A 24,525-nucleotide genomic window follows, 5' to 3' on the forward strand; every position below is an offset into this window, starting at 1 on the left:
CAATCGGTGTGCGACCGAGGTCGACCCCTGGGGGAAAACCCTTACACCCGTGGTTGTGATCGAGTTGCCCGTATGGTCCACAACGGACAACGCGGCGCTAACTCAGCCAGCCTGGAGTGACCATGGCCGATTCGTAGGCGAGCACGACGAGCTGGGCGCGATCGCGTACTCGGAGCTTGGTCATGATACGACTGACGTGGGTTTTCGCCGTCGCGGGCGAGAGCACGAGCCGTCCGGCGATCTCGTCGTTGGAAAGCCCTGCCGCGACCAGCGTCAGCACCTCGCGCTCCCGCTCGGTGAGCGAGTTCACTGCCGGGCTGGGAGACGGCGCGCGCACTCTTCCCGCGAAGTCCGCGATCAGCCGCCTTGTCACGGACGGCGCGAGCAGAGCGTCTCCCCTCGCGACGACCCGCAGTCCGTGGAGCAATTCGGCGGGCTCGGTGTCCTTCAGCAGGAACCCGCTCGCACCGGCCCGCAACGCGCCGTACACGTAGTCGTCGACGTCGTAGGTGGTCAGGATGATCACCTTGACCGAGTCGAGCCTGCTGTTCGCCGCGATCATCCTCGTGGCTTCGATGCCGTCGACGCCTGGCATCTGGACGTCCATCAGCACGACGTCGGGACGAAGTTGCTCGGCGAGCCGCGCCGCCGCGGCTCCCTCCGTGGCTTCCCCCACGACCTTCATGTCCGGTTCACCGTCCACAATTGACTTGAATCCGGCCCGCACGAGGTGCTGGTCGTCAGCGAGCACGACGCTGATCGCCGTCGAGTCGTTCATGCGCTTGCTCCCTGTGGCAATCGCGCGGTCACCCTGAATCCGCCTCGGGTGCCGCTGCGAACGCTGAGATCGCCACCGAGTGCCCTGACCCGCTCGCCCATCCCGGTCAGCCCGTTGCCCGGCTCGCCCTTGCCGCCCTCGCCGTCGTCGACCACGTCGATCCTCAATTCTCCTGCAAGGTAACGGATCCGCACGGTCGCCGTGCTCGCTGCCGCGTGCCTTCGCACGTTGGTCAATGCCTCCTGCACGAGCCGGTAGGCCGCGAGGTCGGTGTCCGGAGGAAGCGGTCGTCGCTCACCGGCCACCTCGGTGACGACGGAAAGCCCTGTCGACCTTGCCTGTTCGACGAGCAGGTCGAGTTGGGCGAGCCCAGGACCTTCCTGGTCGTGCTCGGACGGTGAGCGAAGAACGCCCAGTGTCGCACGCAGTTCCCGTAATGTCTGTTTGCTCTCGTCCTTCACGAGACCAAGCGCGTTGCGGCCTTGTTCGGGGTCGACGTCGAACCGATGCAGCGCGGCCGCGGCCTGAACGTTGATGAGGCTGAGGTGATGCCCGAGCGAGTCGTGCAGTTCTCTCGCGATGCGAAGGCGTTCCTCCGTCGCCGCCCGCTGCTCGGTTTCCCTGAGCAGGGCGAGACTGTTGCGCCTGGCGTGACCGAACGCGACAGCCGCTGCCAGCCAGCCGAGCAACATGAGCAGCCCCGCGTCGCCGAGATGTTCACCGTTGCTCACGATCTCGCCGTAGGCGCTCGCCATTCCCGCGTGCGCGCCGAGCACGAGCGCGGCGACCAGCCTGCCCTGCTTCGCGATGGTGTACAGCGCGATGACGAACGTCATCAGTATCGGTCCGTCCGGCCCGACGAACGGGTAGTACACGTAGCAGGCGACGAGGGTGACGACACCGACCGTGACCGGATATCGGTTCCGCACGGCAAGGGCACCCGAGGCGACGACTATCAACACCCACGACCACACGCTGAATCCGCCGTCCTCGAACGGCAGGTACGCCACGGTCGTAACCGCGATGACCACGGCGATCGCACCCGAGAACACGATGTCCCTCACCGAGGAGGGCAGCGCAATCGGCATGTGAACATACTGGCAGGTCATCGCGCGAAAGGTATCGGGGAAATTCCCTGAACAACCCGTGACACCGGAATGCAACGGGAATGCCCCGCAGCCAGGACATGATGACGTGTGTGACCGGGTTGCACCGGTCACGACCGGAAAGGCAACTCGGCAGGGTCCTGCCGCAAAAGCGGGCTCGCGGCGGCGTGGGTGGAAACCGTTGTTTCCCCTCGCGGGGGTCCGTGCGCGAACCGCGCGGCGGGGCCCGGCCAGACGGTTCGGCGGGAGCGCTTCACCCTTCGCTTCCCGCGGGACACCTGGCCACCGGAAACCGGGCGGGGAAGGCGGCATCCACACCCCGGATGCGGCAACCGACGCCGTCCACGGCATCTGCCCGCGATGACCGTCCATGCCCGAATCATGCGACGGTCGGCCTCAGCAAGCGACACTCGCTGGCAACAGCCGGGGACCCGTTCATGACCGGTGCCGGTGCCGCTCGAAAGGTGGGGGACGTATTGGTGTCCGTTCCCCCACCTGCCGTCTCCGTGAAGAGGCGGGCGAGCACGGTCGAGTGGTGGGATGGCCCTGACAGGACTGGGTTCGGGCCATCCCACCATGACTCACGGCTCGACCAGGCCGGCCCTGATCGCGTAGCGGGTCAGTTCGAGGCGATCACGCATTCCGAGTTTGTGCAGGATATTGGCCCTGTGCCGTTCGACGGTCTTGGCACTGATAACCAGTATCTCGGCGATTTCCTTTGTCGAATTGCCTTCCGCGATGAGCTTGACGATTTCCTCTTCTCTCGCGGTCAGTATTGTCTCGGGCTGCCGCCCTCCCAGTTTTTCCCGTTGCAGGTACTCCCTGATCAGCGACGTGACCGCGCCGGGATAGAGGAAGGGTTCGCCCCTCATCGCCGCCCTGCACGCCTCGATGAGGTCCCTGTCGGCGACCGATTTGAGTACGTACCCGGACGCTCCCGCTTTGAGAGATTCGAAGAGGTACTGCTCGTTGTCGTACATGGACAGCATCAGGATGCGAATCCCCGGCGCTCTCCTTGAGATCTCCCTTGCGGCCTGGATGCCCGTCATCCTCGGCATCGCAATGTCCAAAATAGCCAGATCGACCGATTCGTCCGTTGCTGATTCGATGGCTTCAGCGCCATCGGGTACTTCCGCGACAACCGTCAGGTCCGGTTCGGCGTCGAGTATCAACCGCAAACCCCTGCGTACCAAAGCATGGTCGTCGGCCAGCAGGATGCGCGTCTTCGCAAGACTCACCGCGTTCAACTCCACTCAGCTTAACCAGGTAAGAGAAGCCGGACCTCGGTTCCTGAACCTGGCGACGAGGTCACGGTCAGCCGGGCACCGATCAGCAACGCGCGTTCGCGCATTCCGCGGATTCCCGCGCCTTCCTTCATCACACCACCCCGGCCGTCGTCGGTGACGCTCAGGGTCAGCCTTCCGCCGTGTTCCCCAAGAGACAGTGTCACCGTGCTCGCGCGGGCATGTCTGGTGATGTTGGTGAGGCTCTCCTGCGCTATCCGGTAGATGACGAGCTCGGTGTCCTCGCTCAATCCGCTCAGTCCGCTGTCGACCTTCCTCGTCACCGGAATGCCGCTGACCTGAGAGAACTCCGTGCTGAGCGCGATGAGCGCACTGTGAAGACCGAGATCGGCGAGTACACCTGGCCGCAGGCGTCTCGCGACGAGCCGCACCTCGTCGAGGCAGGCACGCACCGATTCCTGGCTCGCGTGCAGTTCTTCGCGCAATTCCTCCGGTGCCCTGTCCACGGTGCGTTTGAGGCCGAGCAGGACGACGGTCAGGCTCTGCCCGATCTCGTCGTGCAGTTCGCGGGCGATGCGCTGCCGTTCGGCTTCCTGTGCCGCCAGCGCGTGCGCGCTGCTCTCGCTGCGCTCGGCTTCGAGCCGGTCGAGCATCGCGTTGAAGGTGGTGATGAGGTGCGCGAGATCGCCGTTTCCCTTGTCGGAGAGCCGATCGCCGGTGCGAAGCAGATCCACCCTTTGCATCACCGCGGTGAGCGCGTCGAGCGGGGCGAGGCTCGACCGGACGAGCAGCGCGTTGGCCGCCAGAATGACAATGAGGCCGATGATCAGCACCGGGACCTCGGTGACCAGCACCGGAGACGAGACGGTCGCGGGCGAGACAGCGAGCACCAGCGTGCCTACCGTGAACACGAGGCCGTTGATCAGCACAAGCCTGCGAAACAGCGCGCTCGGCGGCACGGGGCGTTCGTCGCGATCTCTCATCCCCTCAGGGTCGCGCTCGGACAACGCCACGTCCATCGACCGCAGCTCGCGAGGCATACACGTCGGCACCCACCCGAGATGGGTGTCAGCACCGATAGCGCTCGACCCCGTGATCGCTCAGAGTAAAGGGCAGATAACCAATAGAGGTCGGCAGGAGGTGGCGATGGCGACGATCGCGGACCACCCGCAGACCCCTACCCTGGCACAAGCATCGGTCAACGCCGATCCCACCTTCGGCTGGGTCGTCGGCGCCGGTTTGCTGACGGTGAGTGTCTGCCTTTCGATGTTGCGGGTGGTTCCGAGCGGCCAGCGGCTCGTGCTGCTGCGGTTCGGCAACGTCGTCACCGTGAAGGGGCCCGGCATCGTGGTCGTCGTCCCGATTCTGCACCGCACCGTGCGGGTCCCGCTCGGGCCCAGCCGCATCGACCTGCGTTTTGTCGCGGCGGAAACGGAGGACGGGGTCACCGTGACCGTCACCGGCAGCCTGGTGGCGACCGTGACGGACCCGATCGCCTACGTCCGCTCGTCCGACGGTCCGCCAGGCGCGACGACGAAGGTCGCCGAGGCGGCGACAGCACGGTACGTCGGCAGTCACGCGCTCACCGAACTCGCCTTCACCGTCGAGGAGGAGGATCTACGTCCCCTTGCCGAGCACATCAGCGCGACCACCTCCGCATGGGGAACCGAGGTCGGTCAACTCACCTTCTCCAGGGTGGAGGTAGCGCTCGGCGCGGAACTCGTGCGCTGGGCGCGGTCGGCAGAGCCCGGCGGAAGCCGGCCCTCAGGCTCGTCCCGCGCGGCTCCGCCCGATTCCGGCACGCTTCGCCGCTGCGTCACCAGGGGAGGCCAGCACCTCGGCGTCCTCCAGTGTGGTTCCGGCCAACGCCGACTGCTCGTATACGGCTCACCCGAACTCGATGTGCCTCCGCAGACGATCGTGCTGGAGCCGGACGAGGCCGACAAGGTCGCCGACCTCCTGCGCAGCAGGCCGATCGCGGACCGCCTCGCCGCCTTCGGCAACCGAGTCGACAAGCCAACCGAGGAGGCATCATGACAGTATTCGGGCCACTCAGGCGTTACGCCCACAGGGACGGTGTCATGCAAGCCCACGAGATCGCCGTGACCGCGCCGACGGTGACGACCGAGGACTCGGTCGCCAAAGCCGTTCGGATCATGGCCGTCAACCGCTTACCCGGTCTCATCATCGTGGACGATCGCTCCCGGCCGACGATCGTGCTTCCCGGTACCCAGGTGCTGCGACTGCTCGTACCAGCCAGCTACCAGGAAGATCCCCTGCTGACCAGGGCGATCGACGAAGCGCACGCCGACGAGTTCTGGATGGAGCTGGGCGATCTCACCGTCGGCGAATGCCTGCCGCGACAACCGTTGAAACCCATGACCGTTCCCGCTGACGCGACCCTGCTCGAAGTATCCGCACTGATGGCGAGGACGCGCAGTCCGCTCGTGGCGGTGGTCGACGGCGCGGGAGCGCTTGCCGGTGCGATCACCTTGGAACGTCTGCTCACCAGCCTTGCCGTCTCCGGACTCGGCGGTTGACCACCGCAACTCCTGTAACAGGCCCGTTTTCCGACCCTGCTCCGACCCGCGCTGACGCGGTCTCGCGGAGTTCACACGTTCTGAGGTCGTTGAAATGCATTTCTGCCGCACGAATTCCAGAAGGGCCTTCGCGGGCACTCAGGTCCCGGGTCGTGACCGTTGAGCGCCATTCTCGCACTCACGATCTTCCTGGTCGCGTTCTTCTTCATCGCCACGGAAAAGGCCAACAAGGTCGCCGTGGTGCTGATCGCGGCGGGCGCGATGGCCGTCACCGGCCTCATTCCGGGCTCGGACGTGTTCTTCTCGGAACACGAGGGGATCGACTGGAACGTCATCTTCCTGTTGCTCGGCATGATGATCATCGTCGGGGTCATCAAACAGACCGGGCTTTTCGACTACCTCGGCATCTGGGCGGCGAAGAAATCCAAGGGCAAGCCGTATCGGCTCATGGTGATGCTCATGATCATCACCGCGGTCGCCTCGCCCTTTCTCGACAACGTCACCACCATCATGCTGGTGGTACCCGTGACCGTGGTGGTGTGCAACAGACTCCACATCCCGGCCCAGCCCTACCTGATCGCGGAGATCCTCGCCTCCAACATCGGCGGCGCGGCGACACTCATCGGCGATCCGCCCAACATCATCATCGGCAACCGGGCCGGACTCACGTTCAACGACTTCCTCGTCCACATGGCACCGATCGTCGTCGTCATCTTCGTCGTCTTCGTGTTGCTGACCAGGGTCCTCTTCCGCAAGTCGTTCCAGTACAACCCCAAACACGTCGAAGAGGTGATGGCTCTTCAGGAGCGGCGGGCGATCACCGATCCCAAGCTGCTGGTGCGTTGTCTCATCGTGCTCACCGGTGTGGTCATCGCCTTCATGCTGCACGCCGTCGTCCACATCGAACCATCCATTGTGGCGCTCGTCGGCGCAGGGGTGATGATACTGGTGACCCGCGCCGACATCGGGGAAACGCTTCGTGAGGTCGAATGGCCGACGCTCGTGTTCTTCATGGGTCTGTTCGTGATGGTCGCGGGACTCGTCAACACCGGTGTCATCGAGACGATCGGTACCTGGGCCGTGGAAACCCTCGGCGACAACTTCTTCGCTGCGGCGACGAGTCTGCTGTTCGGTTCCGCGATCCTCGGCGCGTTCTTCGACAACATCCCCTACGTGGCGACGATGGCGCCGATCGTGGAGAACGTCGTCGCCACGGCACCGGATCCCGCGACGGGGCAGGCACTGTGGTGGGCGTTCGCGCTGGGAGCCGACTTCGGCGGCAACGGCACCGCCGTCGCGGCGAGCGCGAACGTCGTGGCCATCGGCATCGCGGCAAGGACGGGACACCGGATCAGCTTCTGGCAGTTCACCAAGTACGGCATCGTGGTCACGTTGCTGAGCACGGCCATGGCGTGGGTGTACGTCTGGCTGAGGTACTTCCTGTAGGGGCTCAGGCGTCGTAGTCGACGGTGACCTCATCGGTGAGTGGCCTCGACTGGCAGGTCAGGACGAAACCGGCTTCGAGTTCGTCGGCTTCGAGCGCGAAGTTGCGTCGCATGGCGACCTCGCCGGTAAGCACCTTCGCCCTGCACGTTCCGCACACCCCGCCCTTGCACGCGAAGGGAAGGTCGGGCCGCACCTGCTGGACACCGTCGAGGACGGGCGTGTCCTTGGGGACGATCGCGGTGGTGAGCCTTCCGTCCAATTTGGCCGTCACCTGGCTCGACTCGCCGACGAGCACGGCCTCGGTGTGCCTCACCTGCTCGGGCGGAAGGTCTTCGACGAAGAACAGTTCCTGATGAACGCGCTTCGGGTCGACTCCGTGCTGTGCCAGCACGTCCTGCGCGTCGGTGACCATCCCGAAGGGACCGCACAACCACCAGTGCGCGACGGTGGGCGGATCCGGAACGAGGCGGAGCAGATCGGTCAGCTTCTCCGCGTCGAGCCGCCCGGTGAACAACTCGACCTCGCGCGGTTCCCTCGACAGCACGTGCACCAGCTCGAATCTGGCCGGGTACCGGTCCTTCAGGTCGGCGAGCTCGTCGGCGAACATGACCGTCCCCGTCCGCCGGTTGCCGTAGAACAGGGTCACGGTCGTGCCCGGTTCGCTCAGTAGTGACGACGCGATGGAAAGCACGGGGGTGATCCCCGATCCCGCCGCGACGAGCACGTGCCTTCCCTCGCCGTCCTGTTTCGGGGTGAACGAACCGGTCGGGGTACCGACCTCGATCCGGTCACCCCTGCGGATGTCTCTCACCAGCCAGCGGGAGAACAGTCCACCTGGGACCTCGCGCACGCCGATTCTCGGCAGCGAGCCCTGGCTCGCGCAGATCGAGTAGGACCTGCGTTCCTCGCGCCCGCCGACCGTGCGCCGCAGGGTCAGCGACTGCCCAGGAAGAAACGCGTAGTCGGCCGCGAGCGCGTCGTCGACGTCGAAGGTGACCGCGACCGCGTCGGTGCACAACCTGGTGACCTCGGCGACCGTGAGCGGGTGGAACACCGTCCTCGCCCGCGTCGGCGTACCGGCCGTCATGTCAGATCTCCTTCATGTGCTCGAACGGTTCGCCGCATGCCGGGCATCGCCGCAACGCCCTGCACGCCGAGGCACCGAATCTCGACAGTTCCGTGGTGTCGGCGTGTCCGCACCGGGGGCACGTCACGTCGTCCCGCACGGTGAGCGTCAACGGGACCGGCCCCTTCGCGGTGAAGGGAGCCTTGCCTGGCGGCGCGATTCCGGCGTCGGCGAGCTTCGCCTTTCCCCGCTCGGTTATCCAGTCCGTCGACCACGCGGGCGCGAGCACCGTGCGCACCTCGACGTCGGGATAGCCCGCCTCGCCGAGCGCGTGGAGGAGGTCGTCGCGCATGGTGTCCATCGCTGGACAACCCAAGTAGGTCGGCGTGATCGACACGATCACTTTTCCGTCCTCTTCGAACACCTCACGCAGGATGCCGAGTTCGGCGAGCGTCAGCATCGGCAGCTCGGGGTCGGTGACTCGTTCGGCGACGGCCCGCGCGCTCACCACGTTCACCATGATGCTTCCGGGTGAGTCCTCGCGACGCTTTGCAGCTCGGCGAGCAGGTATCCCATGGCTTCGGTGTGCACACCGTGTCGGCCCGCCCTGCCAGCGACGCCGGGTATCGCGGCGGCGTCCGGAACGGGGATCCTCGCCTCGGCGCACACCTCGGCGACGACCTGGCGGAATTCCTCCTCCGTCGAAGCGGGATCCACCCCGACCCCAGCCGAGACGAGCCTTTCCTCCACATCGGACGGCACGAACAGTTCGCCGACGTAGGGCCACACGACTGCGAACCCTTCGAGCATGCGGTCCCGCGAGTACGCCGTTCCGTCTCCGAGCCTGACGACCCAGCGCGCCGCGTAGTCCCTGTGGTAGGTGACCTCTTTGACGCCTTTCTCCGCGATCGCGGCGAGCACCGGATCCCGCGACCCGGTGAGTCGTCGCAGAATCGCCAGCCGCCAGGTCGTGAACACGAACAGTCTCGCCGTCAGCTCGGCGAAATCGCCTCGGGGAAGCTCGGTCAGTCGTACGTTGCGGAACTCGTGCTCAGCGCGGAAGAACGCGTACTCGTCCTCGCTCCGCGCTCCGGCTCTCGTGAGCAACAGCCTCGCCTGCCCGAGCAGATCGAGCGCGATGTTGGCGATCGCGACCTCGTCCTCAAGTTCGGGGGCGTTGGTGCTCCATTCCTGGAGGCGATGGGAAAGTACGAGTGCGTCATCGCCGAGCATGAGGCAGTACGCTTCGAGATCCGCTGAGTCCACACCGGACGGATGGCTGGTGTCGACTCCCTCAAGCGGATCGGCGAACCCGGTTCCGAAGGCCCACCGGGAATCGTTGTCCTCCGTGATCGACTCGTACGCGTTGTCGAATGACACGATCGTTCACCCCCTCACATGTGCGGAACGTTGCCGGGGATGTCGTAGAAGGTCGGATGGCGGTACACCTTGTCGGCACTCGGCGCGAAGAAGGGATCCTTCTCGTCGGGGCTGGAGGCAGTGATGTCGGCGGCTCGCACCACCCAGATGCTCACGCCCTCGTTGCGCCGCGTGTAGAGGTCCCTCGCGTTGTGGAGAGCCATGTCGGCGTCGGCCGCGTGCACGGAACCGACGTGTACGTGGTTCAGCCCGCGCTTGCCGCGTACGAAGACCTCATAGAGCGACCAAGCACCGGCCGACTCGTTACCGGGCATCGTCGTCCCCTCCCGCTCGCTTGGCGGCATAGGCCGCTGCTGCCTCGCGCACCCACGCTCCCTGCTCGTGCGCCTTCTTCCGGTGAGCCGTTCGCTGCGCGTTGCACGGGCCATTGCCGGAGACGACGGCCTTGAACTCCGACCAGTCGATCTCGCCGAAATCGTGGTGCCCGCGCTCGGCGTTCCATTTCAGCTCGGGGTCGGGCAGCGTCACACCAAGCGCTTCGGCCTGGGGAACACTCATGTCGACAAATCGTTGCCGAAGCTCGTCGTTGGTGTGCCGCTTGATCTTCCAGGCCATGGACTGCGCGGTGTGCGAGGAATCGGCGTCGGGAGGACCGAACATCATCAACGAAGGCCACCACCAGCGGTCCGTCGCCTCCTGCACCATTTTTCGCTGCGCCGGAGTTCCCTTCATCATCGTCAGCAACAGCTCGTATCCCTGCCGCTGATGGAACGATTCCTCCTTGCAGATCCGGATCATCGCTCTCGCGTACGGCCCGTAGGAACTGCGGCACAGCGGAACCTGGTTGCAGATCGCGGCTCCGTCGACGAGCCAGCCGATGACGCCCACGTCGGCGAAGGTCAGCGTCGGATAGTTGAAGATCGAGGAGTACTTCTGCTTGCCCTCGATCAGGTTTTCCGTCAGCTCCGTGCGATCGGCGCCGAGGGTTTCGGCCGCCGAGTACAGGTAGAGCCCGTGACCGGCCTCGTCCTGGACCTTGGCGAGCAGGATCGCCTTGCGGCGCAACGAAGGCGCCCTCGTGATCCAGTTGCCCTCCGGCTGCATGCCGATGATCTCGGAGTGCGCATGCTGCGCGATCATCCTGATCATCGTCTTGCGGTAGTCGGCAGGCACCCAGTCCCTCGGCTCGATCCGCTGGTCGCGCGCGATGGTGCTCTCGAATTGTCCTTCGAGATCGGGGTCGGACACAGTCGCCGTCATGCGCTGTCCTCCTTGGCGACAAGGGTCAGCACGTCGTACTTCGCGACGGACTCGCCTTCGCCGTTGGTGACGTCGGCGTCCCAGCGCACCTCGCCGTAGTCGGCGTTCTCCCTCGGGGTGATCTGCTTCGCGGTGAGGGTCACGGTGAGCGCGTCACCCGGCTTGACGGGAGTGAGGAACCGCAGATTCTCCAGCCCGTAGTTGGCGAGAACCGGTCCCGGTTCCGGTGCGACGAAGAGACCGGCGGCGAAGGAGACGACGAGGTAGCCGTGCGCGACGATTCCGCCGAACAGCGGGTTCGCCTCCGCCGCCGCGTTGTCGGTGTGCGCGTAGAAGGTGTCGCCGGTGAATTCGGCGAAGTGCGCGACGTCCTCGGCCGTGACGGTGCGCGGCCCCGCGACGACGGAATCGCCGATCCGCAGTCGCGACAACGCTTTGCGGAACGGGTGGGTGTCGGCGTTCCTCGGCGCACCCTGAACCCACCTTCCGGTGATACCGGACAGCATCGCCGGGCTCGCCTGCACTGCGGTGCGTTGCAGGTGATGCAGCACGGACCGCATGCCGCCAAGTTCCTCGCCACCACCTGCCCTTCCCGGTCCGCCGTGCACGAGCGCGGGAAGCGGCGAGCCATGGCCGGTCGATTCCTTGGCGTCCTCGGTGTCGAGCACGAGCAGCCTGCCGTGCCACGGCGCCACCCCGAGTACGACGTCCCTCGCGAAGCCCGCGTCGCCCGTGACGACCGATCCGGCGAGGCTGCCGTTGCCCTTCGCGGCCAGCTCGACGAGCTGGCCGGTCGAGGAGTAGGGCAGCAGCGTCGCGACGGGGCCGAACGCCTCGACCTCGTGCGGCTCCGCCCTCTCCGGATCGTCCGCGCGCAACAGCACCGGCGAGAGGAAGGCACCGCGTTCGGGATCGGCGTCGACGACCTCGACCCGGTCGGGGTCGCCGTACACCACCTTTCCCGCGGCCAGCAACGCTTTCAGCGACCGGCGCACCTCCTCGCGCTGTTCGAGCCCTGCCAGCGCGCCCATGCGGACCTCGGGGTTGGCCGGGTTGCCGATCGTGATCCCTGCGAGCTTTTCCGCGACGGCGCCCGCGACGTCGTCGGCCGACTCGGCAGGCACGAACGCCCTGCGGATGGCCGTGCATTTCTGGCCCGCCTTGACCGTCATCTCGGTGACGAGCTGCTTGACGAAGAGGTCGAACTCCGGAGTACCCGCGACGGCATCGGGTCCGAGCACGGAAAGGTTGAGCGAGTCGGCCTCCGCGTTGAACCGCGTCGCGTTGCGCACGATGGCGGGATGAGCGCGCAGCTTCTGGGCGGTCGAAGCGGAACCGGTGAAGGAAACCAGATCCTGCGGGGTGACGTGGTCGAGCAGGTCGCCCGCGCTCCCGCACACGAGCTGCACGGAGCCATCGGGAAGCAGGCCGGATTCGACGATCAGCTCGAACAGCCTCGCGGTGAGATAGGCGGTCTGGCTCGCGGGTTTGACCAGGCTCGGAACCCCGGCCAGCACGGCGGGCGCGAGCTTTTCGAGCGGGCCCCACACCGGGAAGTTGAAGGCGTTGATCTGGATGGCGACGCCGTGCAGCGGGGTCAGAACGTGCTGGCCGACGAAGGTCCCTCGCTTGCTCAGCGGCTCGACGTCGCCCTCGACGTAGTAGGTGTCGTTGGGCAGTTCGCGCTTGCCTTTGCTCGCGTAGGCGAGCAGCACCCCGATACCGCCGTCGACGTCGAACTTGGAGTCGCCGAGTGTCGCGCCCGTCCTCGCCGACAGCGCGTACAGCTCGTCACGGTGTTCCCTCAGGTGCGAGCCGAGTGCCTTCAGCAGTGCCGCGCGCTGGTGGAAAGTCAGCTCGCGCAGCGAGGGGCCACCGACGGCCCTGCCGTGAGCGAGCGCGCCGGCCATGTCGATGCCTGCCGAGGAGACACTGGCGACGTATTCCCCAGTGACCGCGTCACGCAGGGGCGCACCCTCCTCGCTCGGGCTTCGCCAGCCGCCCGCGACATAGCTACGCAGCACGCTCATGGGGTTGACCTCCTCGTCAACGACCTCACCTGAATTACCAACCGCACGTTCAGTAATTCATCGTAGGGGTGCGGCCGGTGGAGAGCAACGGTGTCAAGTGACCCTCCAGTGGAGAGAGAGGCGGGCGAGGCCGTTGATGAAGTTCAAGGTGCGCCTTCTGGGCAGCCTGGCGAGTTCCACCTCGGCCGACGCCGTCTCCCTTGACACCGCCGCCGCGACGAACTCAGTATTAACCGTCCATTCGGTCGGTTTGGCAAGGGTGGAGCGGTGGCAAGCAACGCGGCTCATGACATGTTCGCCGTCGACGCGGCGTCTCGCGCCCTCGGCATTGTGCTGCTTGAGGCCGGAAACGGCCGCGCGGTCGCCAAGATGACGGTCACCAAAACCATGGTCAACGGCCACGACATCGCCCACGGCGGATACGTGTTCCTGCTCGCCGACACCACGTTCGCCTGCGCCTGCAACAGCCACGGTCCCGCGACGGTCGCCGCTGGAGCCGAGATCTCCTTCGTGGCCTCAGCCAAGCGCGGCGACCACCTCGTCGCGACGGCCGAGGAACGAACCCGCTTCGGCCGCAACGGCATCTACGACGTGACCGTACGCAGAGCCGGCACGGTGATAGCAGAGTTCAGAGGGCGAAGCCGGGTCATAGCCAAGGAACCCCGATGAAAGCACCGTCAGTACCGTCAGCACCGGAGGAAAATCTCAGCGTCGACGAGCTGAGGGCACTACAGCTCACTCGTCTGCAATGGACACTCCGGCACGCCTACGACAACGTCGAGTGGTACCGGAAGAAGTTCACCGAGTCCGGCGTCCATCCCGACGACTGCAAGACACTCGACGACATCGTGAAGTTCCCCTGCACGACGAAGAACGACCTCAGACAGAACTACCCTTACGGCATGTTCGCCGTCCCGCGAAGGGACGTCGCCAGGATTCACGCTTCAAGTGGAACGACGGGGCAGCCGACAGTCGTCGGCTACACGCGGTCCGATCTGGACAACTGGGCGGGACTCGTCGCGCGCTCGATCCGCGCGGCCGGTGGCAGGCAAGGCGACATCGTGCAGGTTTCCTATGGGTACGGCTTGTTCACCGGTGGACTGGGCGCGCACTACGGAGCGGAAGAGCTCGGCTGCACGGTGATTCCGGCCTCCGGCGGGATGACGGCGAGGCAGGTGCGGCTGATCGCCGACCTCCGGCCCGACGTCATCATGGTGACACCCTCCTACCTGCTGACGATCCTCGACGAGTTCGAGCGACAGGGCATCGATCCCGCTACCAGTTCGGTCAGGGTCGGGATTCTCGGCGCGGAGCCGTGGACGGAACAGATGCGGGCCGAGATCGAGCAGCGGATGAACATCGACGCCGTCGACATCTATGGGCTTTCGGAGGTGATGGGGCCGGGAGTCGCGCAGGAATGCGTCGAGACGAAGGATGGCCTGCACATCTGGGAGGATCATTTCCTCCCGGAAATCATCGACCCGATCGACAACGGGACACTCGCCGACGGCGAGCACGGCGAACTGGTGTTCACCTCGCTGACCAAGCAGGCGCTGCCCATCATCCGTTACCGCACCAGGGATCTCACCCGGCTGCGGCCGGGAACGGCGAGACCGGCGCACCGGAGGATGGAGAAGGTCACCGGCCGTTCCGACGACCTGATCATCCTCCGCGGCGTCAATCTCTTTCCGACCCAGATCGAGGAGATCGTGCTCAGGGTCGATGGTCTTTCTCCGCATTTCCAGCTCGTGCTATCCAAAAAGGACCGGCTGGATCAGTTGACCGTGCACGTCGAGGCGGAACCGAGCACGACGACCGACCGAAGGAGTGTGGCGGCGACGGAGATCGTCGCGGCGGTCAGGGACAGCATCGGGGTGACAGTGGACGTCACCGTCGCCGACCCCGACACCCTGGAACGGTCGGTCGGCAAGATGCGCCGCGTCATCGACCAACGCGGCGCTTGAGATACTGAAACCCATGACCACCGCACCGCACACGAAGGCAGGCCGAAGAGGAAGGCCGGGATACGACCTCGAATCCGTGTTGCGAGTCGCGGTGAAGCTGTTCAACGAACGCGGCTACGACGGCACGAGCATGGAAGACCTCGCCAGGAAACTCGGCATCACGAAGTCGGCCATCTACCACCACGTTCCCAGCAAGCAGGAGCTGCTGAGGCTTGCCGTCGACAGGGCACTCGACGGCCTGTTCGGCGTCGCCGAGGAGGCGGAGAAGCTGGCGGGCCCCGCCATCGAGCGGCTGGAGTTCCTTGTCAGGGGCAGCGTCGCGGTACTCGTCGACCGGTTGCCTTTCGTGACACTGTTGCTACGGGTCCGCGGCAACACGAAGGTCGAGCGCGACGCGCTGGCGCGAAGGCGCGAATTCGACCGCATCGTCGCCGACCTCGTCGCCATGGCTGAGAGCGAAGGGGACATCAGGCCCGACGTCGATCCCGCGATCACGGCCCGCCTGCTGTTCGGCATGGTCAACTCGCTCATCGAGTGGTATCGGCCGAAACGCGGCGATACGGACATCGCGGATACCGTCGCGAGAATCGCCTTCGAGGGCATGCGTCCTCGCTCGTAGCGGTCGCCGATAGCCCATTCGGTCACGGTTGGTGGCCAACCGTTCATCGACAGTGGCGCTGTGAGTAAGGTAAGACTTGCCTTACTCACAGCGCCCAGTCGAGGAGCCAAGTGACAACAGCTTCGTCCGTGGCCGAGTCGATCGGCGACTCCGTTTTCGACTGCGTCGGCAACACCCCTGTCGTCGCGCTCAACAGGCTTTTCCCCGATCACGGCGTCGAGGTGATCGCCAAGCTCGAACTCATGAACCCCGGCGGGAGCATGAAGGACCGCACGGCCCGCTACATCGTGGAGACCGGGCTCGCCGAAGGCTCCATCAAGCCGGGCGACCGGCTCATCGAGAGCAGTTCCGGCAACTTCGGGATCGCGCTCGCGATGGCGGCCCGCGTACACGGCCTGCGGTTCACCTGCGTCGTCGACCCGAAGACGACGACCGCGAACCTCCTGTTACTGCGCAAACTCGGCGCTGACGTCGAACTCGTCACCGAAGAGGACGCCGCAGGCGGCTATCTGACGAGCCGCATCCGAAGGGTAGGGGAACTGGTCGCCGCGCACCCGGAAGCCATCTGGGTCAACCAGTACGCCAACGATCGCAACTGGCTTGCCTACTACCACGGCACGGGGGCCGAACTCGCGAACCAGCTGGTGCGTCCACCGGGATACCTGTTCGCCGCGGTGAGCACCACGGGGAGCATCCTGGGTTGCGCTCGCCGCCTCAGGGAACGGTTTCCCGAGCTCAAGGTCATCGCCGTCGACGCCGTCGGATCCGTGTTGTTCGGCGGCACTCCCGGCAGGCGCGACATACCGGGCATCGGTTCGAGCAGGGTTCCCGAGCTGTGCTGTCCCGCCGAGATCGACGACGTCGTGCGCGTCGACGACGCGGAAGCGGCCGAAGCGTGCGGGAAACTGCTTGCCACCGAAGGAATCTTCGCGGGCGGCTCTACCGGGTCCGTCGTCGCGGCGATCGCGAGAAAGCTGCCTTCACTGCCGAGGCCGTGCAGGGTGCTGGCGATCTTTCCCGATCGTGGCGACCGGTACCTCGATCTCGTCTACGACGACGAATGGCTGACCGCGGCGCTCGCCCGTAGAAGCACCCGACGAGGAGCACACTCGTGAACCCCGCCCTGTTGTACCTGACGCGTTCCGACATCGCCGCGCTCGGCGGCGACCATTCCGAGCTGTACGTCACCGCATTGCGCTCCGCGCTGATCGAGCACGCGGCGGGAAAGACGGTGCAGCCGCTCAAACCGTATCTACGCGTCGGCGACAAGGGTCACATCGCCGATCGCATCATCGCGATGCCGGCTCACGTCGGTGATCCCGGAATCTCCGGTCTCAAGTGGATCGGCAGCAAGCACGACAATCCCTCAGCAGGAAGAGAAAGAGCGAGCGGGCTCATCGTGCTCAACGACCCGGAAACCAACTTCCCCGTCTCCATCATGGAAGCAGGGCTGATCAGCGCCTGGCGAACGGCGGCGGTGACCTGCCTCGCCGCGAAGCACCTCGGAAGGCAGGGCTTCACCGATGTCGCCATCGTCGGCTGTGGACTGATCGGGCGAACACAGCTCACCGCACTGCTCCAGCAGTTCCCTCGGATCAGCACCGTGCACCTCTACGACCTGAACCCGGAAGCCGCGCGAGCGACGGCGGAACAGGTCGGCACCGGTGCAGAGATCAGGATCGCCGCGAGTGCGGAAAAAGCAGTCATGGCAGGCGATGTCGTCGTCACGTGTACCGTCACCGACAAGCCCTACCTCCCTTTCTCCTGGCTCGATCGCGGGACCCTGGTGTGCAATGTGTCCATCATGGACGTACACAAGGAGGTCTTCCTCAACGCCGACAAGGTCGTCGTCGACGACTGGGAACAGAGCAACAGGGAACGCAAGATCATCAATCAACTCGTCGTCGAAGGCCGGTTCTCCCGCGAGCGATTGCACGCCGAACTGGGCGAGGTGCTCACCGGCGCGAAACCGGGCAGGGAGAACGACGACGAGATCATCCTGCTCAACCCGATGGGCATGGCCGTGGAGGACATCGCGTGTGCCGCCGAGTTGTACGCGAGGGCGACGGCGGCGGGTGCCGGAACATGGCTGAACCTGTACTAGCCGTGATGGCCGATCTCGTCGACTCGCTCATCCAGGAACGGTTGTTCGGGTTCGGTGAAGCCGAGCGAACCGGAGATTGGCTGCGGATCGGCGACGTGAGAGTGAAGGTGCGGTCCTGCGAAGGGCTCCAGCCCTACCGGTACGCGGGCGGTCCGGTGCTGCATGGCGAGAAGCCCCTCTCACCATGGGAACTGCTGCGAACGGTCGGCGCGGGCGAGCCCTATCTCGACCAGGTCGCCGACGACTTGAGAACGGCGGTCGAGCACTCCGAAGTACTGCACGGCGCCCATGTCGAGGAACCGCTCGGCTCCCGCCAGGGCGAACGGCTCGCGGCACTGCGCAACCGCCCTTTTCATCCGACCTCGAAGGCGGTCGTCGGCTGGACCGGCACCGAACTCGCCGAATACGGTCCGATGCGACGGTCACCGCTCGGCCTCGACTGGGTCGGCGTGCGCACCGAACTGCTCAGGTTCGGCGGCGGTGACCGCAACCTCGCCTCCGCGGTGCTCACCCGCTCCGACCTCGACCGAGTACGCGCGAAGCCCGGCTTCCACGCGCTCCCCGTGCACCCGTGGCAGTACGAGCACGTGCTGCCACGGCAATTCGCGAGCGAGATCGACGACGGGCTGATCGTGCCGCTGGCCACAGGACTCGGCACGTTCTTTCCCACCGCGTCGGTGCGGACGCTTGCCACAGCCGACCCCGGAATTCACGTCAAGCTCCCGCTCGGGGTCGTGACGCTCGGCGCGGCCAGATTGCTGCCTCCTCGTTACCTCGACAACGGGGACCGCGCCGAGCGCACCATGTCGGCCGTTCTCGACCGCGACCCCGCGCTGCGCGAGAAGGTGCTCGTGTGCAAGGAAGGTAGCTGGTGCGGCATCGCCGAACCGGAGTTCGCCGACCGGCCAGGTCATCTCGCCGCCCAGGTTCGCCGCTACCCAGTCGGCTCCGAGGAGGCCGTTCCCATGGCCGCGTTCGCGAGCACGCGCACCACGCTGGAGGCGGATCCGCTCGACTTCTTCCGCGAACTCACTCGCGGCTTCTGCGAGATCGGACTCGGCTTCCTTCGGTACGGCGTGCTTCCCGAACTACACGGCCAAAACGTCGCGGTGACGCTGAAAGGCGGGCTGCCTCACCGGTTCGTGCTCCGCGACCACGACACGCTCCGCGTATGTCCACGGTGGATGCGATCGGTCGGGCTGCCGGAGCCCGGCTACCGGGTGAGGGAAGGCGCGCGGCAGTCACTACTGCTCGACACCCCCGGCGAGCTACTTGGCTACCTGCAAACACTCGGTTTCCAAGTCAACCTCCACGGCATCGCGGACGCGTTGTCGCGCACCCACGGCATCACGGAGAGGACCCTGTGGCACACACTTCGCGCCGCGCTGACGGACTGCCTCGACCGGATGGAGTTGCCGTCGGAGGTGGCCTGGCACCTGTTGTCGTCTCCGACCTGGCCGAGCCGCAAGGTACTCGGTCCGCTGCTGCGCAGGGGGCGCAGCGGTGGAGTGAGCATGCCCGCGGAGAGCGGGACGGTGCCGAATCCGTTGCTGTGAGCGCGTTCGAGCTGGCGAGACAGGAGGCTCGGCGGCGGCTGCTCAACTGTTACCTGCGGGAAACGCGGCAATTCGACGTGCCAACCGGAGAATTCCGGATCACGCTCACGCACACCGGCGAGCAGTTGATCGTCGACATCGTCGAGCGGAGCCCGTCCGGTCACCATCGCTACGGCCCGCAGACCGCCCCCGGTCACGATCGGCTCGTCACGGCGATTCTCAGCGAACTCGCCGCGACGACCGGCTTCGCGGGGGTCACCGAACTGGAGAGGCAGATCGGCAACAGCATCGCCAGGACCGCGCGTTATCTCGGCAACCCGGCGACGAACTTCTCCGGCACGCCACACGAGGTGACGCGGAAGGCGGAACAGTCGCTGCGTCTCGGCCACCCGTTCCATCCCACGCCGAAAAGCGCTGAGGGCTTCACCGAGGCCGATCTGGCGCGGTACGCCCCCGAACTCGGCACTATGTTCACTCTCCACTACTTCGCCGTCGCTGACGAAGCGGTCGAAGAGGTCAGGATCACCGAGGCCGACTGGGTTCCCGACGAGGTCGCCGAGTCCACACCGGACGGATACACGCTCATTCCCGCGCATCCTTGGCAGGCCGGGCACCTGATCGGCTCCGGAGCGCTGCGCGGGCTCATCGCGGCCGACGTCGTGCGCCCACTCGGCCCGCTCGGCCGGCCGGTGTATCCCATGTCCTCGGTGCGGACCGTCTGCGACCCTACGTTCCCCACCGCGTGGAAACTCCCGCTGCACGTCCGCATCACGAACTTCGTCCGAACGAATCCCGGCGAGCACCTGCGCAGAGCAACGGAGGCCGCCGCGATCGTGGCGACGCTGCCCCGCTTTCCCGGCTTCTCGGTCCTTCTCGAAACCGGTTCCCGCACGATCGGCCCCGCCACCGATGAGCTGCGCGCCGACCTCGGCGTGCTGTACCGGGACAACCCCTTCGCACACAACGGTGAATCACCCCGCGTCATCGGCGGGCTGCTGGAGAATCCACCTGAGCTGATGCGCGAAATACTGCGGGCTGGGGACGTTCTCGAATGGCTGCGCGAATATCTCGGGATCATGCTCAAGCCGCAGCTCCGGCTCTTCGCCGACTGCGGCATCGTTTTCGAGGCGCATGCACAGAACACGTTGCTGACCACGAAAGACGGCTGGCCGAACACGGTATGGTTGCGCGACCTCGAAGGCGCCGCCATCAGCTCGGAGGGAAAGGCCGCGGAAGGACTCGCCGCCGACAGTCCATTGCGCTGTTCGAGAGAACACGCCGTACGAAGGCTCACCTATCACGCAGTGACCGGCCAGCTCGGGCACCTCATCCACGTACTCGCCAGCCACTCAGGAGTAACCGAGCGCAGGTTGTGGCAGGAAGCGAGGAACTGCCTTTCCGAATGGGAAGAAGCGGAAGAATTGCTGTCCACAAGGGAGCTTCCTGCGAAGGCCAACCTGACGAGCCGGTTCGCCGGAAGAGGCGAACGGCCAAGCTATGTCGCCATCCCCAACCCACTGTGGGAGCCACGATGACCGCGAATACGACGGAAACCACTGATGCCCTCGTGCGGCAAGCGCTGGCCTCGCCGCACCTTTCCACCGTCCGGCGCAGGATCTTCCGCCAGCTCCTCGAATCACTGTTGTACGAGAACGCGGTACGCACCACCGACGATTCGACCATCGTCGGCAAGGCGGGCGTTCGTTACACGTTCACCGCGAAGCGACGGTACGGGTTCGCGAGGGTCGCCGTCGAGAACCTGCTGCGGGACGGCGAGGAACCCACCTCGATCGCCCTGTTCCTCAGCGAAATCGCCGACTGCCTCGACGCGCGAGCAGACCACCTCACCAGGTTCACGAGGGAACTCGACGAGACCCTCGTCAAGGACACCGTCGCGCGACACCAGCGAGCTGAATCGCTGATCGGGACCGGATTCGACGCGCTCGAAGGTCTGATCACCGACGGCCACCGCTATCACCCGGCCTACAAATCCCGAGTCGGATTCGACATCGCCGACAATCTCGCCTACGGACCAGAATTCCGCAACCCCGTTCGGCCACTGTGGATCGCGGTTCGTGACGAGCTGGCTGAGACGAGCCGCTCGGCAAAGCCCGATTTTTCTGCTCCGCAAGGCATCGAGCCGCCCGAGGATTACGTGGCCCTGCCCGTTCACCCGTGGCAATGGCGCGAGCACGTCGTGACGACCTACGCCGAATGGCTGCACGACGACAGGATGGTCGTGCTCGGTGAGGACTCCGACCGTTTCCTGCCACAGCAGTCCATCCGCACGCTTGCCTGCCTCGACTCGCCGCGGCGGCCGAACCTCAAACTCGCGATGTCACTCGTCAACACCTCCACGAGCAGGGTGCTCGCTCCACACACCGTGCACAACGCGCCGCTCATCTCGAACTGGTTGCGCGGCATTCGCGACAGCGATCCCTTTCTGCGTGACGAATCGCGGCCCCTCCTGCTCGGCGAGTTCGTCGGCACCTCGGTGTCACAGCACGGCAACCCCGGCACCTACGGGACGCTGGCCTGTATCTGGCGGGAAAGCCTGCCGCCCCTGCTCGATCCCGGCGAGGAAGCGGTCCCCTTCACCGGCCTCACCGCACGCGACGTCGACGGCACGCCGCTCATCGAACCGTGGGTGAGCAGGCACGGACTCGTTCCGTGGCTACGACAGCTGATCGACGTCGCCGTACTTCCGGTCGTGCACCTGCTCACCCGGCACGGCGTCGCGCTCGAAGCACACGCACAGAACATGGTGCTGCTGCACTCGCAAGGGATGCCGACGAGGGTCGCGCTACGGGATTTCCACGACGGCATCCGATTCTCCCGCGCACACCTTGCCGATCCGGCTCGCTGTCCCGTGCTCCGGGCAACGCCGGGACACCACGAGAACCGCAACTCCTTCGTCGAGACCGACGATCCCCTGCTCGTCGCCGACTTCGTACTCGACGCGTTCTTCTTCATCAACATGGGCGAGCTGGCGATCTTCCTCTCCGCTGCCTACGACCTGCCCGAACGACACTTCTGGGCCCTCGTACGCGAGGTCGTCAAGCAGCACGAACAGCGCTTCGGCCCTCCCGCCTTCGACATCTTCACCCCGGAGATCGCGGTCGAAAAGCTCACCACGAGGCGGTTGCTTCCCGACACCGAACTGCGTCTCCACCGGGTGCCGAACCCGCTCGCCGATGCGTGACGGGGAGCCGGTGTGCCAGTACGTCTACGATCTGGCCGCACTCGAAGCGCATGTCAAAGCCGTCGTCGCCGCGCTGCCGCCCCGGTGTCGCATGTTCTACGCCATGAAGGCCAACAGCGCCGCACCGCTGCTTCGAACCCTCGCGCCGCTGGTGGCAGGCTTCGAGGTGGCATCGGGCGGGGAACTGGCCAAGGCCCGTGCCGTCTCGGCCGACATCGAGGTGCTGTTCGGCGGGCCTGCCAAAACGCGGAGCGAGATCGCGGAAGCGCTCGCGGCAGGGGTCACCAGGTTGCACGTGGAAAGCGTGCTGGAACTCCACCGGATCTCGGCCGAGGCGAGGCTGGCCGACACGGTCTCCGACGTGCTGCTGCGCGTCAATCTCGCCGGACCCTTTCCTGACGCGACGCTGGCGATGGCCGGAAGACCGACCCAGTTCGGTATCGAGGAAAGCGGGCTCGCCGAAGCGGTCGCAGCGGTTGACGCGCTCCCCAACGTGCGGCTCGCCGGGTTCCATTTGCACTCGCTGTCGAACAACCTCTCGCCGGAAGCGCACCTCGCCATGCTGGCGATGTACCGGGACAGGATCCTCGCCTGGGAAGCCGCGTTCGGACTGCGCTGCGAGGTGATCAACGTCGGCGGTGGGATCGGGGTCGACTATGCCGATCTCGAAGCCCAGTTCGCGTGGCCGAGGTTCACCAAGGGGCTCTCCGACTTGGTCGGCACCTTTCCGGAGCACTGGGAGGAAATCGACTTCGAGTGTGGGCGGTATCTCGTCGCCGGATGCGGGACCTACCGCACCGAGGTGCTGGACGTGAAGCGCAACCACGGCGTGAACTACGTGCTGGTCAGGGGAGGAACTCACCACTTTCGGCTGCCGGTCTCCTGGCAGCACAGCCATCCGTTCAGCGTACGGCCGGTCGAGGATTGGGACCCCGGCCTGCCCAGGCAGGAGATTCGCGGCGAACCGGTGACCGTGGTCGGCGAACTGTGCACGCCGAAAGACGTACTCGCCAAGGACGTGCTCGTCGACGGCGTGCGACCTGGCGACGTGCTGGAGTTCCACTACGCCGGCGCCTACGGCTGGGAGATCTCCCACCACGACTTCCTCAGCCACCCTCACCCCGAGCACGTCCACCTCTGTCCTCCCGCGAGTCCCCCGCCGCCCTAGGTCGTGTCTGATGAACCTCTGCCGTGCGAGCGGGGATCAGCGTGGTTCCTCGCAAGGCTGTGTAGGACTGGAAACGTCCTCGTACCGGGTTGTACTCGGGCTTTCCGACAACGCGGCGAGGGGACACGCTGGCCCCGCGCAGCAGGCTACGGGTTTGTCAGACACGACCTAACTGTCGGCCTCGACTGTCTGCCCGCCGAACACGTCCTGAACGAAGCCGACCAGCATCTGCCACACCCCGGGGATCAGCAACACGGCGAGAACCGCGAACACAGGGAAGATGAACTTGTTCTCGACCCCTTTCCCGGTGCGAAACCGCAGGAAGGACGGTGGCCGCAGCTCGTACCAGGTCTCGCCCGCGATCGGCAGCGGGAACAGGAACGGACAGCCCGCCTCGGTCAGCGCGTCGCCGAGGCAGTGGGTGAAGCAACCGACAGCGACCGCGATGCCGAGTTGCCCGGCGATCGGCGCGAGTTCCGCGAGCGGATCAGGGCTGTTCTCGTAGACCCACCACACGACGGCCCCGCCCGCGACCGGCAGCAACCAATCGCCGAGCGCGTCCTCCGCCAGCAGGAGACCGAAGACGACGACACCGACAACCGCCCACGGCCCTCCCGCCTCCGTTCCCCACGCCGTGAGCGCGCCGAGCGCCACCGCGAAGAGCAGGGTGTGCGAAAGGTGCCGGTGGCTACCGGTCTTGTTCTCGTCCCGAGGTCCCTTGGTGAGCTGGTAGAACCCCGACGAGGCCTTGCGCAGCAGCCAGGACAGCCCTCCGGTGACCGGGCCGAGCAGTTTCGACGCGCGCGCACCCGGATGATCGAGGTCCGGCAACAGCGCGAAGCCCGCTGTCGTCGCGGCGAACACCAACGCCTGCGCCAGGGTGGTGATACCGGCGAATGGGGCGACGGCGAGCCCCGCGCACCAGCCGGTGAGCGCATGCGTACGACCCATCATGGGTGACGATTCCTCCAGAGACGTTGCGGCTTGTCGACCGCGACAGTCTTCCCGACGGCACCGACAGTTGATCAACTGCGTGCTCCCCCGACCCGGCTACCAGGTGAC

Annotated in this window: 23 protein-coding genes; 12 read left to right on the forward strand and 11 right to left on the reverse strand. The window is 65.9% G+C overall.

Translation table 11 applies throughout. The features are described 5' to 3' along the window. Positions 1-97 precede the first annotated feature (97 nt). The 4 genes from BAY61_RS28665 to BAY61_RS28680 form a co-directional block, all read right to left on the reverse strand. Entirely contained in the window at positions 98-778 is a 681-nt protein-coding gene (locus BAY61_RS28665; RefSeq protein ID WP_091803150.1) for a response regulator, read from the reverse strand. Next, positions 775-1,866 (reverse strand): sensor histidine kinase, encoded by a 1,092-nt coding sequence (locus tag BAY61_RS28670; protein WP_170140171.1) that lies wholly within the window; start codon positions 1,864-1,866, stop codon positions 775-777. Before BAY61_RS28670 ends, BAY61_RS28665 begins: the two co-directional genes overlap by 4 nt. A 599-nt stretch (positions 1,867-2,465) precedes the next feature. After that, positions 2,466-3,122, reverse strand: a complete 657-nt coding sequence (locus BAY61_RS28675; RefSeq protein ID WP_091803891.1) for a response regulator — start codon at positions 3,120-3,122, stop codon at positions 2,466-2,468. A gap of 20 nt (positions 3,123-3,142) precedes the next feature. Beyond that, on the reverse strand, positions 3,143-4,111 hold the full coding sequence (locus tag BAY61_RS28680; RefSeq protein ID WP_091803888.1) for a sensor histidine kinase: 969 nt from the start codon (positions 4,109-4,111) through the stop codon (positions 3,143-3,145). 163 nt (positions 4,112-4,274) lie between these two features. On the opposite strand from BAY61_RS28680, the gene BAY61_RS28685 reads away from it, so the two are divergent. The 3 genes from BAY61_RS28685 (at position 4,275) to BAY61_RS28695 (ending at position 7,114) form a co-directional block, all read left to right on the forward strand. Beyond that, the gene (locus BAY61_RS28685; RefSeq protein WP_091803145.1) at positions 4,275-5,165 is read left to right on the forward strand and encodes an SPFH domain-containing protein; all 891 of its coding nucleotides are present in this window, start codon (positions 4,275-4,277) and stop codon (positions 5,163-5,165) included. After that, positions 5,162-5,668: a CBS domain-containing protein gene (locus BAY61_RS28690; RefSeq protein WP_211323552.1), complete on the forward strand. Its 507-nt coding sequence runs from the start codon at positions 5,162-5,164 to the stop codon at positions 5,666-5,668. The genes BAY61_RS28685 and BAY61_RS28690 overlap by 4 nt, the downstream gene beginning before the upstream one ends. A 159-nt stretch (positions 5,669-5,827) precedes the next feature. Then, positions 5,828-7,114, forward strand: coding sequence for an ArsB/NhaD family transporter (locus BAY61_RS28695; RefSeq protein WP_091803142.1), 1,287 nt, complete (start codon positions 5,828-5,830; stop codon positions 7,112-7,114). A gap of 4 nt (positions 7,115-7,118) precedes the next feature. Here BAY61_RS28695 and paaE read toward each other — a convergent pair whose 3' ends face one another. The 6 genes from paaE to paaZ are packed head-to-tail and all read right to left on the reverse strand — an operon-like array spanning position 7,119 to position 12,850. Then, a complete protein-coding gene (gene paaE, locus BAY61_RS28700; protein ID WP_091803139.1) occupies positions 7,119-8,201 on the reverse strand; it encodes a 1,2-phenylacetyl-CoA epoxidase subunit PaaE in 1,083 nt (360 codons plus the stop codon). Between the two features lies 1 nt (position 8,202). Beyond that, positions 8,203-8,691 (reverse strand): 1,2-phenylacetyl-CoA epoxidase subunit PaaD, encoded by a 489-nt coding sequence (gene paaD, locus BAY61_RS28705; protein ID WP_211323564.1) that lies wholly within the window; start codon positions 8,689-8,691, stop codon positions 8,203-8,205. A 2-nt stretch (positions 8,692-8,693) separates the two neighbouring features. Further along, positions 8,694-9,560: a 1,2-phenylacetyl-CoA epoxidase subunit PaaC gene (paaC, locus tag BAY61_RS28710; RefSeq protein WP_091803133.1), complete on the reverse strand. Its 867-nt coding sequence runs from the start codon at positions 9,558-9,560 to the stop codon at positions 8,694-8,696. 14 nt (positions 9,561-9,574) lie between these two features. Next, positions 9,575-9,874: a 1,2-phenylacetyl-CoA epoxidase subunit PaaB gene (gene paaB, locus BAY61_RS28715; RefSeq protein ID WP_091803131.1), complete on the reverse strand. Its 300-nt coding sequence runs from the start codon at positions 9,872-9,874 to the stop codon at positions 9,575-9,577. Next, positions 9,864-10,820 carry a 1,2-phenylacetyl-CoA epoxidase subunit PaaA gene (gene paaA, locus BAY61_RS28720; protein ID WP_091803128.1) on the reverse strand — a complete coding sequence of 319 codons (957 nt, stop codon included), beginning with the start codon at positions 10,818-10,820 and terminating at the stop codon, positions 9,864-9,866. Before paaA ends, paaB begins: the two co-directional genes overlap by 11 nt. Further along, the gene (paaZ, locus tag BAY61_RS28725) at positions 10,817-12,850 is read right to left on the reverse strand and encodes a phenylacetic acid degradation bifunctional protein PaaZ (RefSeq protein WP_091803126.1); all 2,034 of its coding nucleotides are present in this window, start codon (positions 12,848-12,850) and stop codon (positions 10,817-10,819) included. Before paaZ ends, paaA begins: the two co-directional genes overlap by 4 nt. 291 nt (positions 12,851-13,141) lie before the next feature. Between paaZ and paaI the strand changes: the two genes are divergently transcribed. From paaI to BAY61_RS28775, 9 genes are all read left to right on the forward strand, one after another. Beyond that, a complete protein-coding gene (gene paaI / locus BAY61_RS28735; RefSeq protein WP_091803121.1) occupies positions 13,142-13,519 on the forward strand; it encodes a hydroxyphenylacetyl-CoA thioesterase PaaI in 378 nt (125 codons plus the stop codon). After that, positions 13,516-14,814: a phenylacetate--CoA ligase PaaK gene (gene paaK / locus BAY61_RS28740; protein WP_091803119.1), complete on the forward strand. Its 1,299-nt coding sequence runs from the start codon at positions 13,516-13,518 to the stop codon at positions 14,812-14,814. The genes paaI and paaK overlap by 4 nt, the downstream gene beginning before the upstream one ends. A gap of 13 nt (positions 14,815-14,827) precedes the next feature. Beyond that, on the forward strand, positions 14,828-15,433 hold the full coding sequence (locus tag BAY61_RS28745; protein WP_091803116.1) for a TetR/AcrR family transcriptional regulator: 606 nt from the start codon (positions 14,828-14,830) through the stop codon (positions 15,431-15,433). 110 nt (positions 15,434-15,543) lie between these two features. Next, entirely contained in the window at positions 15,544-16,548 is a 1,005-nt protein-coding gene (gene sbnA, locus BAY61_RS28750; RefSeq protein ID WP_091803113.1) for a 2,3-diaminopropionate biosynthesis protein SbnA, read from the forward strand. Continuing rightward, positions 16,545-17,537 (forward strand): 2,3-diaminopropionate biosynthesis protein SbnB, encoded by a 993-nt coding sequence (sbnB, locus tag BAY61_RS28755; protein WP_110057695.1) that lies wholly within the window; start codon positions 16,545-16,547, stop codon positions 17,535-17,537. Before sbnA ends, sbnB begins: the two co-directional genes overlap by 4 nt. Then, positions 17,519-19,093 carry an IucA/IucC family protein gene (locus BAY61_RS28760; RefSeq protein WP_091803110.1) on the forward strand — a complete coding sequence of 525 codons (1,575 nt, stop codon included), beginning with the start codon at positions 17,519-17,521 and terminating at the stop codon, positions 19,091-19,093. The genes sbnB and BAY61_RS28760 overlap by 19 nt, the downstream gene beginning before the upstream one ends. Continuing rightward, a complete protein-coding gene (locus BAY61_RS28765; protein WP_170140170.1) occupies positions 19,090-20,628 on the forward strand; it encodes an IucA/IucC family protein in 1,539 nt (512 codons plus the stop codon). Before BAY61_RS28760 ends, BAY61_RS28765 begins: the two co-directional genes overlap by 4 nt. Continuing rightward, entirely contained in the window at positions 20,625-22,295 is a 1,671-nt protein-coding gene (locus BAY61_RS28770) for an IucA/IucC family protein (RefSeq protein WP_091803878.1), read from the forward strand. The genes BAY61_RS28765 and BAY61_RS28770 overlap by 4 nt, the downstream gene beginning before the upstream one ends. Continuing rightward, the gene (locus tag BAY61_RS28775) at positions 22,288-23,463 is read left to right on the forward strand and encodes a type III PLP-dependent enzyme (protein WP_091803104.1); all 1,176 of its coding nucleotides are present in this window, start codon (positions 22,288-22,290) and stop codon (positions 23,461-23,463) included. Before BAY61_RS28770 ends, BAY61_RS28775 begins: the two co-directional genes overlap by 8 nt. Positions 23,464-23,631: 168 nt before the next feature. Here the strand turns inward: BAY61_RS28775 and BAY61_RS28780 are convergent, their stop codons facing one another. Continuing rightward, the gene (locus BAY61_RS28780) at positions 23,632-24,417 is read right to left on the reverse strand and encodes a metal-dependent hydrolase (protein WP_091803102.1); all 786 of its coding nucleotides are present in this window, start codon (positions 24,415-24,417) and stop codon (positions 23,632-23,634) included. Positions 24,418-24,525: the final 108 nt, after the last annotated feature.

The organism is Prauserella marina (genome assembly GCF_002240355.1).
Taxonomy (GTDB): domain Bacteria; phylum Actinomycetota; class Actinomycetes; order Mycobacteriales; family Pseudonocardiaceae; genus Prauserella_A; species Prauserella_A marina.